The organism is Paenibacillus sp. B-A-8 (assembly GCF_048572915.1).
GTDB lineage: Bacteria > Bacillota > Bacilli > Paenibacillales > Paenibacillaceae > Paenibacillus_AQ.
In genome coordinates this window covers 1,246,435-1,259,180 of the sequence record NZ_CP183882.1, presented here as the reverse complement: position 1 = coordinate 1,259,180, position 12,746 = coordinate 1,246,435, and the positions used below count along the sequence as shown (strand labels likewise).

The following is a 12,746-nucleotide window of genomic DNA, read 5'->3' as shown; positions in this document are numbered from 1 at the left end:
TTCTTTATCTTACAGACGGAGCAGATGTGGAAAGTGTTACAGGAATTGTAAAACAAGTTATACAAGTCTAGTCAATTCTGCCCGGATTGGTCTTCATTGGTCTCTCATATCTAATGTACCTACTCATAACCCCCGCGCTATAACAATCAATCGCTGAAGTCCTTCACGCAATACCCCTTCACTGGCGAAGGAATAGCTAATTCGAATTCTCGACTTCATTTCCCCCAGCGGATCAAACAGCTCTCCTGGTACAAATGCAATGGACTGCGCCATACTTGAAGCAAACAGTCGATCCACCGAAAGATGCCCCGGCAGCTTCACCCATAGATTTAAACCACCTTGCGGAGGCGTCCACTCCCACCCGGTTGCAGCCAGTTCTTCTTCCACGATTTCTTTATGCACCTGAAGCGCAATACGCAGCTTACCGAGATGATTCTGCAAGCGTGCTGAAGTATAGTAATGTAGAAATATCTTTTGATTAAGCAGCGGAGTCCCATTGTCTGCCAGTGATTTAGCGGTGATCAGGCGCTCCATAAATGGATATCTACAAGCCACCGCGCAGATCCGTAAGCCTGGAGCTACATATTTACTGAAGCTGCTGATATAAATCACCCAGCCCTCCGTATCATAAGCAAAAAAAGGCGGCGGGGGCTCCTCTTCAAAATACATATCGCGGAATGGATCATCCTCTACCAGTAGACAGCGATAACGCTCGGCTAGCTCTACTAACAGTTTGCGTTGCTGCACCGGCACCGTATATCCGGTTGGATTGTGATGGGTCGGATTAATATAGAACATACGCGGCTTATGCTTTTTCATCAAAGCCTCAACTCTCTCCAAGTCATACCCCGTCGGGGTGATCTCCACCGGAATCAGCCGCGCCCCCTCCCGGCGAAAAATATCCATGGCCACACTGTAGGTTGGTCGCTCCACAAGCACCGTGTCTAAAGGCCCGAGTACAATTCGTGCGATCAGATTGATTGCCTGCTGTGCACCCGAAGTAATAAGCAGCTCTTCCGAGGATAGCTGTAGCCGATGTTTCTTCCGAAAATGACGGCTTAGCGTCTCCCGTAGCTCTTCATCCCCCTGAACCGAAGAGTATGTCCCCATTACCTTGGGATATAAATCGAACACTTTTTTAACATAGTCCGATAGAAAAAGGTTTGGCAAAAGTCCCGGATCAATCAGCGCCTGCGAGAACTGATACTTGGTCGGCACTCTTTGTATATCTGAAAGCGGATTAGTGAGCGCATAAGAAGATACTGCGGCACCCTCTTCTATAGAAGAAAGCCGGCTTACTGGCGATACATAATAACCCGATTTATCTTTTACATATACCTTTCCATCCTCCGTCAGCATTCTATACGCTTTGAATACCGTCAGTCGATGTACCTTTAAATCCTCCGCCAGCAGCCGTATAGAAGGAAGCTTATCATGCGCCCCCCACTCCCCTCGCTCCATCCGATTCACTAAAAATTCATATACCTGCCGAAACAAGGGATGATTATGCTCACTGCTTGCTGACTTTTTCACCTCACTGCAACTCCTCTCCGAACAACTTATTCCCATTTACAGTATTGTACACGATTTCCGAAGTCATCTGTTCTACTCAACGTCATCTGTTCTGTATACTCCCCTATATGATTAACAAAATGATTTAACACATTAAAGGGGACTTTCAAAATGATCTTATTCGCTTATGCACTTGTATGTCTGATCTTCGGCACGACCTTTCTAGCTATCAAAATTGGTGTGGATGCTGGTGCGCCGCCCTTCTTTTCAGCTGGCTTACGTTTTTTCGTTGCAGGTGCTGTACTATTTCTATGGATGGTCTGGAAACGAAAGGCTAGCTTCTCCCTGCTCCTGCGTAAAGAAATGCTCTTCACCGGGTCTGCATTAACCTTTGGCACCTTCGCGGGTCTTTACTGGGCTGAACAATATGTATCTTCTGGGCTTGCAGCCGTACTCTCTGCGACCGGACCGATCATGATTCTATTACTCCAAACCTCTATTCTTCGTCAAAAAGCACCCGCCATCTCCCTATATGGCTGCATTATCGGATTAACTGGTGTATTGCTGCTCGTTCTACCTAATCTTGTCGTTGATATTTCACCGCTATGGCTCATCGGCTGCGCAGCTGTCCTCATTGGGGAATGCTGTTACGCAGTAGGTGCGATTTATTCTAAAAAAGTAATCAACAGTATGCCCGAGGTCTCTCCAATCGCACTTAATGCAGCCCAAATGATGTATGGTGGTGTGTTATTATTCATTCTTTCTTTAGCCACCGAAAATGTACATCCTGAGTTTCTGCTCTCTTACGAGACCGCAGGTTCACTGCTCTATCTAATCGTAATCGGCTCGATGGTCGGTCATTCGTTGTTCTACTGGCTCGTCGCTAAGACAACTCCTGTGTTTCCTTCTACCTGGCTCTATATTTCTCCACCGATTGCCGTAGGGGTTGGCTTTTTCTTTTATAATGAGGCCGTGAATTGGGTTACGATCCTCGGTGTATTCACCATTATTGCTGGAACCATCCTGGTCAATGCTGATGCCTTGAAGCAATTAATGCTAAAGCGTAGGGTCCGTACATCTGCGTCAAGCAATAGCGTAAAACTTATAATTATTAAAAAAAAGAATATATGACGTACTATATATTGCATTTATGACCACTATTGCGTATTATATAACCAAGTTAAACTAAAAAAATCTATATATGACTCATATATGAAAGGAGGATTCGCTTAACGGCGCTTCTTTTCTAAAGAGGAATGCCTTTTTATCTGAAGTGGAGGGAATTACGATCGAACTGACACCACGTCAACTAGAAATCATTGATATTGTGAACAAAAGAGCTCCGATTACCGGCGAACAGATAGCCGAATGTCTGAATTTAACACGGCCAACGATTCGCTCCGATCTCTCTGTTCTGGTTATGCTCAAATATATCGATGCTAAACCTAAAGTCGGTTACTTCCCGGGACTCAAATCATCTAATCGTCTGGGAAGCAATTATTTGTTGCAGGAGACAATGGTAAAAGAGATTCAGAGTCTACCTATTATTATCCGTGAGACTACTACGATTCAAGATGCCGTAGTTACGCTATTTCTACAGGATGTTGGTACCCTTATTATTTGTGACGAAGAGGGCAAGCTCACCGGAGTTGCTTCACGTAAAGATTTCCTGAAGGTAACTCTTGGCAATCCGGGTGCAGTTTCCATGCCCGTAAGCATGGTCATGACTCGCCAGCCCAAAGTAGTCACAACTTCACCAGATGAGACGGTGCTTGATGCCGCACATAAAATGATTTTTCACGAGGTAGATAGTTTACCGGTAGTTGTTCACAGCGCCGCAGAAGACAATGGTACGAAACTGGATGTCATAGGACGCTTAACGAAAACTGCTATCGTAAAACTTCTCCTCGAACTAGAAGCCAAAGGATAACAGGAGGAATTCATGAGCATCGAGCAATCTTCCAACCTAATAACGATCTGCTCAGATTCTATAGGAGATACGGCGGAAGCTGTCGTGCAGGCCGTCATTCACCAATTCCAGAATCAGCAGATCACCATCAAAAGATACGGGAACATTAGACATGAAGATGAGCTCCGGAAGCTTATGGAAGAAGCCGCGCAGCATAAAGGTTTTGTCGTCTATACGCTGGTGCAGCCGGAGCTAAGAGAAATGATTAAAGAAGAGGCTGTACGGCTTGACCTTCGTATAGTCGATATCATGGGTCCAATGATGCAAGCTTTCATTGATACGTTTGACGACGCTCCTCAGCAGCGACCGGGTTTATTGCACCAGCTTGATGAGAACTACTTCCGACGTATGGAGGCTATCGAATTCACAGTGGCCTGTGATGATGGCCGCGATCTCGGCGCTATGCTGAAGGCTGATATCGTTCTGCTAGGAATGTCCCGTACCTCGAAGACGCCGCTTAGTATCTTTTTGGCCCATCGGGGACAAAAAGTCGTTAACTATCCGATTATTCCGGAAATTGCTCCTCCGCAAGAGCTGCTAAGCTTGCCGTCGAACCGACTGATCGGACTTACCATGAAGCCGGAGTATATGCTGAAGATCCGCTCCGAGCGGCTGAAGGTGCTTGGGTTACCGACTGGCTCCCAATATGCAAGTCTGGAGCGGATTACAGAGGAGATGGAATATGCCTCTTCTCTGTTCAAAAAGCTAGGCTGTCCTGTAATCGATATTACCGACAAAGCTATAGAAGAAACTGCCGGCATTATTATGGGTTATATCTAACATTCGGAATAAAAATATATGGGATGTACTGGAGGGAATTAGAATGGATCGCGAACTGGCTCTTGAGATTGTACGGGTAACTGAACTAGGTGCATTATCCTCAGCTCGCTGGATCGGGCGGGGAGATAAAAATGCGGCAGATGATGCAGCCACGACTGCCATCCGCTCCATGTTTGATTCCGTCTCCATCGATGGAACGGTCGTCATTGGTGAAGGAGAGATGGATGATGCTCCAATGCTCTATATTGGCGAGAAAGTCGGGAATCAAAACGGTCCTTCTGTCGATGTAGCCGTCGATCCTCTGGAAGGTACTGAAGTGGTCGCCTGTGGTCTACACAATGCCCAATCCGTGATTGCCATAGCAGATCAAGGCAGCCTGCTGCATGCTCCAGACATTTACATGGAGAAACTCGCTTGCGGTCCTGAGCTTGCCGGGAAGCTTAGTCTTGAAGACCCTGTGGAAGTCACTCTCCAGAAAGCATGCCTCTTCAGTGGCAAGTCCCTCTCCGAGCTAACCGTAATGGTTCTTGACCGCAAACGGCATGAACAGCTTATTCATAGCCTTCGTGAAGCAGGGGTGCGGATTAAGCTGCTCGGTCATGGCGATGTGGCTGGCGCTATTGCGGCAGCTCTACCGGATAGCGATGTCGATTTGTACATGGGCTCGGGCGGAGCACCTGAAGGCGTCCTTGCTGCTGCCGCAATGAAATGTCTTGGTGGAGAATTGCAGGGCCGTTTGCTTCCCGATGGACCTCTTGAGCAGCAGCGATGTGTCCGTATGGGTATTGCCAATCCTACACGAGTGCTATACATGGACGATATGGTAGGTACAGGCGACGTACTCTTTGCCGCCACTGGCGTAACTTCAGGTGAGTTCCTCAACGGTGTCCGTTTTATCGGCAAAGAACGAGCCGAGACGCATTCGGTCATCATGCGGGCGCAGAGCCGAACGATCCGCTACATCCGCAGCATTCATTTCCTTCCCGGCAAAGAAATACCGGATGGACTAACCGTTAGACAGAATGTTGCCTCTCTATAGCATTACACAAAAAAAACAGGCTATCTCACCAGCTCACCCTTGGCTAGTGAAATAGTCTGTTTTTATTACTAAATAGCTAATCATCTCTTATTTATTTCTAATGCGCTCACTCGCTAAGGTATCCATGGCATCCATGGTTCCGGTAGCTTGAGCCAAATTTCTCGCCTCTTGTTGATCAGCGGCTCTAAGCGCATCGCTTTCCTTAACACTGCCATCATAATTTCGATTTTCAGCTGTATTTTTATTCGCAATTTCCTCAAAACGGTCTGGGTTCAGACTATTATGCTGTACGAAGATCCGCTTCACTTCTTCTTCCTTCTCCACACCCTCTACATCCACCATTACAAGGATATGACCTTCACCTACGTAGTTATCGTAACGCTTGGCTTCCTCTTCAGGGATGCCAAGACCAATAAGACCACCAACCAGTCCACCGCTACCAGCGCCTATTGCCGCTCCAGCCAGCGTTGCCGCAAGCGGTCCGGCTGCGATAATCGGGCCAATACCAGGAATAGCCAAAGCGCCTATCCCCATCAAGAGCCCTGTCAAACCACCCAGCAGGCCACCAGTAGCTGCACCAGTAGCTATGCCTTCCGGCGCTTGAGTCCCTGACTCATCTCTAAGTGAATCCACGCTATCGTTATTTCTCGCGATAATCGAAATGTCCTCCGTCCTGCAGCCTTGACGTTTCAATTCTTCAATAGCCCTCGAAGCTTCGTATTCGGCAGCAAAGACACCCACTATTCTCTTATTCATCTCCATTACCTCCTAGTGATCGAAGTTAGCTCATACGTTCAGCTTCATAGCTTACTTAACCAAACTGGGCAGGGATAAACTTCTATCTCAGAATTCATAACGTATTCCAAGTAATGTGCCTGCTAAAATATACTGTATAATAAAAGAAGACGGGCAAATTTGCCCTTGGTTAACTCTATAAAAGAAAGAGACGGAAGCAATCATGGCGATATTTAATTATAATTCTGAGCGTCCCTTCAGAGGTAATCCCGATCTGCATCTCCATTACTGGGGGCGGGAGCAGTGTCTCCCTGGGCATTTTTTCGGACCTGGGGTTCGTGACGTATACAAAATACATTTCATTCATGAGGGAACGGGCAAGGTATCTGTGGGAGAACAAACCCATATCCTGCAGGCGGGACAAGCTTTTCTTACCTACCCTCATATCGTTACTTCTTATGCAGCGGACCTGACCAATCCTTGGATCTATTCATGGGTAGCCTTTACCGGAGAACAGGTATCCTATATTTTATCCAAAACCTCCTTGACCCCTGAGCAGCCGATCTTCCCGATGGATGAACAGCTTATGCCTAATCTCTACGAACGCCTGACAGAAGCAGCCGACAATTCGGATTGTCTTGACTTACCGCTAAAAGCGATCATGTATGATTTTTTCTCCCTTTTACTACAAGCGGTGCCAGCTGTTCCGGATGTACTTCCTTTACCGCGTCAAAAGAGTATTTACGTCGAGCAAAGTCTCCACTTTTTGCATACACATTATTGTGAGAACATTTCGGTGGAAATGCTGTCTTCTTCTCTCAAGCTGGATCGCAAATATTTATCTTCCTTGTTCAAACGGACCATTGGTATGCCACCACAGCAGTATTTATTGAATTACCGTGTCGCTAAAGCCTGCGAGCTTCTGACAGAAACCCTCTGTACTATCGGTGAGATCTCGCGTTCCGTCGGCTATCAGGACCCCTTACTCTTTTCGCGGATGTTCAAGAAGGTGAAAGGTTGTTCTCCAAAAGAATACCGTGTCCGTCATCTCGAAAATGACATTGTACTATAAACTTCTTCCTTGCTGACATACGTTTGTCCGGGATCTTTCGCTACAATAAGGACGTAACGTAATCAGAAATAAGTCTTTTTAGGAGGAAATAATGATGTATAACGCAAGCGCTACCAGATATGACAATATGAAATATAACCGCACTGGAAAAAGCGGTCTACTCCTTCCGGCGATCTCGCTTGGACTATGGCATAACTTTGGCGGCAACGACTTATTTGAGAATGGTCGCGCCATGGCAAGAAGAGCTTTCGATCTTGGAATCACTCATTTTGATCTCGCTAATAACTACGGTCCTCCTGCAGGCTCCGCTGAAGAAAGCTTTGGTCAAATCCTTAAGAAGGATCTTGCTCCTTATCGTGATGAAATGATCATCTCTACTAAGGCTGGATATTATATGTGGGCCGGCCCTTATGGCGAATGGGGCTCCAAGAAATATCTCGTCTCCAGTTTAGATCAAAGCTTGAAACGTATGGAACTCGATTATGTAGATATTTTCTACCACCACCGTCCAGATCCGAATACACCACTGGAAGAAACTATGGCTGCACTGGATCTCATTGTACGCCAAGGTAAAGCGTTGTATGTTGGGATTTCGAATTATAACCCTGAACAGACACGTGAAGCGGCACAAATTCTGCGTCGCCTTGGAACGCCATGCCTGATTCATCAACCAAACTACTCCATGATGTCCCGCTGGATTGAAGACGGCTTGCAAGATGTATTAGCTGAGGAAGGTATCGGTTCGATTGTGTTCTCCCCACTACAAGGAGGCATTTTGACCGACCGTTATTTGAACGGAATCGCTCCTGATTCTCGCGCTGCTGGACCAAGTGTATTCCTGTCCGAGAACGCTATCACTGAAGAGGCTATCGGTAAGGTTCGTAAACTGAACGAGATTGCTGCTGCACGTGGACAAAAAATGTCTCAGCTAGCGTTGTCTTGGGTACTCCGCGGAGGTAAAGTCACTTCTGCTCTGATCGGCGCAAGTAAGGTGAGCCAGATTGAAGATGCTGTCGCTTCCTTGAATGCACCGGAGCTAAGCGCAGAAGAGCTGGAGCAAATCGAGACGATTTTGCGAGGATAATTATAGATTAAACCATAAAGACGGCCAATGAGGTCAGGCAGCTTAAGCTGCTCTGGCACTTCATTGGCCGTTTTCCTACTCACCCAAATATCTGCGTAATATACACCATAATTAATAATCCAAAGATAAATGAATACGTCGAAGGCCGTTCGTAACCATGACCATGACTCTCTGGAATAAGCTCCTTGTAGACGATGAATAGCATAGCCCCGGCTGCAAAAGCAAGACCATAGCCCACTACATTTTGCAGATAACTGGCTGTAAAATAGCCGATCACCGCAGATACCATTTCCATAAGTCCGGTAAGCGTAACAATTCCCAGGGCTTTTAACTTGCTTGTTCTAGAATTCATCAAAAAGACTGCAAGAATCAATCCTTCGGGCATATTTTGCGCACCAATTGCTATGGCCACGGTCGGACCCAGGCTTGCCTGTTCACTGGCATAACTGAATCCCGTACTAAGACCTTCTGGTATGTTGTGAATGAATAGCGCGATCAAAACGAGCAACGCCTTCGAATCCATATTGGTGTATCCGGGTTTATTCTCCACGTCGATATGCGGAATGTTTTTTTCAATTAAATCGAGAAGCAGTACACCTGTAATCAAGCCTAAGGTTAAAGCGATAATCCCCGATTCTTTAATCGCTTGCGGCATGAGTCCAAATGTAGAAGCCGATACCATAATCCCTGCTGTAAAAGCAACGAGAACGTCCTTCCATTTCTCAGATAACCTCTTCACAAACAGGATCGGAAACGCTCCAAGCACCGTAGCCATTGCTGATACAAAGCTGCCAATAAGCGCAGTTTCCAAGTTTTCAACTCCTTTGGTACAAGTTCGGATAGACCAACATATGTTAACACAAAAAGTATTATTACTTCTAGATAGCTTTTCCGAATAGTGCGCTAATCATAAAAAGACCCCCATGGGCTCTATTCATACCCTAAGGAGGTCTTTGTCTCATGTAATTACGCGATTCAGTTACACTAGCTTCTTCCGAATCATGCCGGAAATCAAATCAATAATCGTAATCATCACAATAATGCCTAGTAGTATAATTCCGACACGGTCCCAATTCCGTGAACTGAGGGCGAAGATTAACGGCGTACCAATCCCCCCAGCTCCAATCACACCCAGAATCGTAGCTGAGCGAACGTTAATTTCGAACCTGTATAAAGTGTAGGATAGAAAGCCTGGCAATACCTGCGGCACAACAGCAAACCATAACACCTGCATGCGGCTGGCGCCAGAAGAAATTAAGGCTTCAAGTGGACCGTTATCAATATTTTCAATCTCATCCGCGAACAATTTGCCGAGCATGCCCACGGAATGCAGTCCCAGAGCCAGTACACCTGCAAATGAACCCGGCCCAACAGCCTTGATAAACAGCAAAGCCATAATGATCTCAGGGAATGTCCGTATAAAGCTTAACACCAGCTTACCGGAGCCCGAAATCACCTTTCCCTTGCTCATGTTGACCGCAGCCCAAAAAGCAAAAGGGATACATATGAAGGTCGAGATAAAAGTTCCTAAAATTGAAATAGCAATCGTTTCAAGCAATCCACGGAGCAGATCCTCCCCATCTGGTAAATAAACGAAGGCCCAATCAGGTGAGAATATCCCGGCAAAGATCGCCTTAGTAATGACCCCGGCAGTTTCTTTAAATCCATTAAACGGCACTCCGGAAAAAGCCCAAATGTACACTACCACTAATGCCACATAAATCAGTAGGCGGAAGCGATTTTTACGAGGTTTAGGGACAAGGGTATTCCATGATTTACTCATATTAATTTCTCCCGCAGCTTAGTGCTTACATAATCAATAATCAATACTACTGCTAATGTGAACAAGATAATGGTGCAAGTCTTATCGTATTCTAAAAAGCCTAATGTCACTTCATAGTAATGGCCGATTCCACCCGCGCCTACCAAACCTAAAACTGCTGCAGCACGGACATTGATCTCAAAGGCATATAGCACATAGGACATGAAATGAGCCTGTACCTGCGGAATGACTCCGAATATAATTCGTTGCGTCTTATTCGCTCCGACCGAAGTCATTGCTTCCAAAGGTCCCTTTTCAATCGTCTCCAACGATTCATACGTAAGCTTGGCGATCAGCCCCAGCGAAAATACCGTCAAAGCAAATATTCCCGGAAGCGCACCGAGACCGAAAATGGCGACAAAAATAGAAGCCAGCAATAGATCAGGAATTGTGCGGATCAAATTCAGCAGCATACGCACTGGATAATGAAGCCATCGACTTTGCGTAATATTGCTTGCACACAGTAGTGCAATGGGAACTGCAAGAATGGCACCAAACGTTGTACCGACCAATGCCATCCGGATCGTCTCCAGCATCGCATCTATAATATTGTCAAAATACCCCCAGTTTGGAGGGAACATTTCCTTAAACAGATCCAGCATATTCGGCAGACCGGAGATCAGCTCACCGATAGATGAATCGGTCAAAACTGCACTTCTCCACAGTAATACTACTAATATGATGACTGTGAAATAATGCTTTATTTTCCTTGGCGGTTTGGGGTGTAGTTTCTCTGCATTCAAATTCATATCACATGCCCCCGATTACAGGCTCACCTAACAACTCATCCTGATGAATCGGTCTTCCGTAAATCTCAGCGAACTTCTCATCGGTTGCCTCCGATACAGGGCCATCGAAGACCACTTCTCCTGCTCGGAGTCCGATAATCCGGGTAGCATATTCTCTAGCAAGATCGATAAAGTGCAAGTTCACGATGGTGGTGATCCCAAGCTCCACATTAATTTTTTTCAAATCATCCATAACCTGCTTGGTCGTGAGCGGATCCAGTGAAGCGACAGGTTCATCTGCAAGGATAATTTGCGCCTCCTGCGCAAGAACACGGGCAATAGCCACGCGCTGCTGCTGACCTCCAGATAGTTGATCTGCACGTGTGTAGGCCTTCTCAGCAATATTGACCCTATCGAGTGACTCAAAGGCTAAGTCGATATCCTTCTGTGGGAATCTCCCAATGATCGTCCGCATTGTAGAATGATAGCCGACCCGCCCTGCCAATACATTACGAAGCACCGTCGTACGTTTGACTAAGTTAAAGCTTTGGAAGATCATTCCGATATTTCTACGGATCATTCGGAGCTGGCTTCCCTTTGCCTTCGTGATGGATTGCCCATTGATAAGAATATCGCCTTCTGAAATATCATGAAGCCGGTTAATGGAACGCAGCAAGGTGGACTTCCCCGCTCCAGAAAGACCAACAATAGCTACAAATTCCCCAGCTGGAATAGTCAGATTTATGTTGTTCAAGCCTTTAGTTCCGTTTTGATACGTCTTGGATACATTCTGAATCTTTATCATGAAATCATTCCTTTGTGTGTGTTTTCGTATAATCGTATAAAAGAGAAAGAGATAGCCAGATCCGGGGGGGGAATCCGGAGCTGGCTATCCTTAATGACTGTTATACACCAACATCGTTGTATCCTTGAACGGCTTGGACTACTCTGTTTTTACTTTATTGTTGTATTCACGAACAATGTCAAAGTTGCTATCTTGTGACTTCACATATCCTTCATGAGAATAAATTTCTTTAACAATCTCATGTCCTTCTTTGTCAGCTGCGATATCAATGAATGCTTGCTGAATCTTCTCCATCCATTCCTTGTTCATATCTGAACGAACCGAAATCGTATCGTTAGGGATTTTATCAGTGAAGGCAAGAACTTGGGTATCTTCAAATACTTTCGGATAATCCTTAAGGACTACATTACGAGCATCTTGGAAAATAGCTGCTGCATCTACGTCACCGTTCAGCACAGCAAGTACGCCTTGATCATGTCCCTTAACCGTGATGGCTTGTACATCTTTCAACGGATCAAGTCCTGCATCCATCAGCGTTGCAGCCGGCCATACAAAACCTGCTGAGGATGTAACGTTTTGATAGGCAATTTTTTTGCCTTTCAAATCGGCAACGGATTTGATCGCAGAATCTTTCTTAACAATAATCATAGATTTGTAGAAATCAGCTAATTCATCTGTCGGAGCACCCGTTTCATCATTTACTCCAAAACGCTGAGCTTGAAGAATAACTTCAGCAGCTCCTTTTTCTTTTGCTAATACGTAAGCTGTTGGAGGAAGGAAGCCCACATCCACTTTTTTGGAAGCCATAGCTTCGATAACTGTGTTGTAATCAGTCGAGACACTTACTTCTACAGGAATACCGAGTTTATCACCCAGTAATTTTTCAAGAGGTTTCGCCTTAGCTTCGAGCGTATCTGCATTTTGGGAAGGGACAAATTGTACTGTAAGCTTCTCTGGAACATAACCCTCTGCTACAGGAGCTGCCGTTTCCTTCGGTGCATTTGTTCCATCTGTAGATCCTTGGTTTGCAGTATTAGTAGTGTTATTAGCACCACAACCACTAAGCAGTGTAATAGACATCATTAGCGGCAATACGAATTTACTTATTTTTCTCAAACGAAAGACCTCCACTGTTTTCTTTTTTTTTAGTACTTCTAGACTATAAATATTTTGTATTAAATCTAGGGCATCTAACTATTA

Annotated in this window: 13 protein-coding genes; 6 read left to right on the top strand and 7 right to left on the bottom strand. The window is 45.6% G+C overall.

Annotation, left to right across the window (positions count from 1 at the left end):
- Nucleotides 1–123: 123 nt before the first annotated feature.
- Entirely contained in the window at nt 124–1,533 is a 1,410-nt protein-coding gene (locus ACN6MV_RS05575) for a PLP-dependent aminotransferase family protein (RefSeq protein ID WP_419885877.1), read from the bottom strand.
- 150 nt (nt 1,534–1,683) lie between these two features.
- On the opposite strand from ACN6MV_RS05575, the gene ACN6MV_RS05570 reads away from it, so the two are divergent.
- The 4 genes from ACN6MV_RS05570 to glpX all read left to right on the top strand — a co-directional run bounded on the left by ACN6MV_RS05570 (nt 1,684) and on the right by glpX (nt 5,300).
- Entirely contained in the window at nt 1,684–2,643 is a 960-nt protein-coding gene (locus tag ACN6MV_RS05570; RefSeq protein WP_419885876.1) for a DMT family transporter, read from the top strand.
- 142 nt (nt 2,644–2,785) lie between these two features.
- Nucleotides 2,786–3,442: a CBS domain-containing protein gene (locus tag ACN6MV_RS05565; RefSeq protein WP_419885875.1), complete on the top strand. Its 657-nt coding sequence runs from the start codon at nt 2,786–2,788 to the stop codon at nt 3,440–3,442.
- 12 nt (nt 3,443–3,454) lie between these two features.
- The gene (locus tag ACN6MV_RS05560; protein WP_419885874.1) at nt 3,455–4,261 is read left to right on the top strand and encodes a pyruvate, water dikinase regulatory protein; all 807 of its coding nucleotides are present in this window, start codon (nt 3,455–3,457) and stop codon (nt 4,259–4,261) included.
- 43 nt (nt 4,262–4,304) lie between these two features.
- The gene (glpX, locus tag ACN6MV_RS05555) at nt 4,305–5,300 is read left to right on the top strand and encodes a class II fructose-bisphosphatase (RefSeq protein ID WP_419885873.1); all 996 of its coding nucleotides are present in this window, start codon (nt 4,305–4,307) and stop codon (nt 5,298–5,300) included.
- An 87-nt stretch (nt 5,301–5,387) separates the two neighbouring features.
- Here glpX and ACN6MV_RS05550 read toward each other — a convergent pair whose 3' ends face one another.
- Complete coding sequence (locus ACN6MV_RS05550; protein ID WP_419885872.1) at nt 5,388–6,056, bottom strand: general stress protein; 669 nt, start codon at nt 6,054–6,056, stop codon at nt 5,388–5,390.
- Nucleotides 6,057–6,258: 202 nt separating this feature from the next.
- Between ACN6MV_RS05550 and ACN6MV_RS05545 the strand changes: the two genes are divergently transcribed.
- Nucleotides 6,259–7,107 (top strand): AraC family transcriptional regulator, encoded by an 849-nt coding sequence (locus tag ACN6MV_RS05545; protein WP_076117960.1) that lies wholly within the window; start codon nt 6,259–6,261, stop codon nt 7,105–7,107.
- Between the two features lie 94 nt (nt 7,108–7,201).
- Nucleotides 7,202–8,191: an aldo/keto reductase gene (locus ACN6MV_RS05540; protein ID WP_419886716.1), complete on the top strand. Its 990-nt coding sequence runs from the start codon at nt 7,202–7,204 to the stop codon at nt 8,189–8,191.
- A gap of 79 nt (nt 8,192–8,270) precedes the next feature.
- Here ACN6MV_RS05540 and ACN6MV_RS05535 read toward each other — a convergent pair whose 3' ends face one another.
- The 5 genes from ACN6MV_RS05535 to ACN6MV_RS05515 form a co-directional block, all read right to left on the bottom strand.
- Complete coding sequence (locus tag ACN6MV_RS05535) at nt 8,271–9,002, bottom strand: ZIP family metal transporter (RefSeq protein WP_042124635.1); 732 nt, start codon at nt 9,000–9,002, stop codon at nt 8,271–8,273.
- A 168-nt stretch (nt 9,003–9,170) separates the two neighbouring features.
- The gene (gene phnE, locus ACN6MV_RS05530; RefSeq protein WP_076117963.1) at nt 9,171–9,974 is read right to left on the bottom strand and encodes a phosphonate ABC transporter, permease protein PhnE; all 804 of its coding nucleotides are present in this window, start codon (nt 9,972–9,974) and stop codon (nt 9,171–9,173) included.
- Complete coding sequence (gene phnE, locus ACN6MV_RS05525; RefSeq protein ID WP_042124631.1) at nt 9,971–10,762, bottom strand: phosphonate ABC transporter, permease protein PhnE; 792 nt, start codon at nt 10,760–10,762, stop codon at nt 9,971–9,973. Before phnE (ACN6MV_RS05525) ends, phnE (ACN6MV_RS05530) begins: the two co-directional genes overlap by 4 nt.
- Before the next feature lies 1 nt (nt 10,763).
- A complete protein-coding gene (phnC, locus tag ACN6MV_RS05520; protein ID WP_339289455.1) occupies nt 10,764–11,546 on the bottom strand; it encodes a phosphonate ABC transporter ATP-binding protein in 783 nt (260 codons plus the stop codon).
- 138 nt (nt 11,547–11,684) lie between these two features.
- Nucleotides 11,685–12,662, bottom strand: a complete 978-nt coding sequence (locus tag ACN6MV_RS05515; protein ID WP_042124627.1) for a phosphate/phosphite/phosphonate ABC transporter substrate-binding protein — start codon at nt 12,660–12,662, stop codon at nt 11,685–11,687.
- Nucleotides 12,663–12,746: the final 84 nt, after the last annotated feature.

Bases quoted from the DNA above. Each gene is read 5' to 3' on its own strand.
- ACN6MV_RS05570 (WP_419885876.1), top strand. From the start codon at position 1,684: ATGATCTTATTCGCTTATGCACTTGTATGTCTGATCTTCGGCACGACC.
- ACN6MV_RS05560 (WP_419885874.1), top strand. From the start codon at position 3,455: ATGAGCATCGAGCAATCTTCCAACCTAATAACGATCTGCTCAGATTCT.
- glpX (WP_419885873.1), top strand. From the start codon at position 4,305: ATGGATCGCGAACTGGCTCTTGAGATTGTACGGGTAACTGAACTAGGT.
- ACN6MV_RS05550 (WP_419885872.1), bottom strand. From the start codon at position 6,056: ATGAATAAGAGAATAGTGGGTGTCTTTGCTGCCGAATACGAAGCTTCG.
- ACN6MV_RS05545 (WP_076117960.1), top strand. From the start codon at position 6,259: ATGGCGATATTTAATTATAATTCTGAGCGTCCCTTCAGAGGTAATCCC.
- ACN6MV_RS05540 (WP_419886716.1), top strand. From the start codon at position 7,202: ATGTATAACGCAAGCGCTACCAGATATGACAATATGAAATATAACCGC.
- phnE (WP_076117963.1), bottom strand. From the start codon at position 9,974: ATGAGTAAATCATGGAATACCCTTGTCCCTAAACCTCGTAAAAATCGC.
- phnE (WP_042124631.1), bottom strand. From the start codon at position 10,762: ATGAATTTGAATGCAGAGAAACTACACCCCAAACCGCCAAGGAAAATA.
- phnC (WP_339289455.1), bottom strand. From the start codon at position 11,546: ATGATAAAGATTCAGAATGTATCCAAGACGTATCAAAACGGAACTAAA.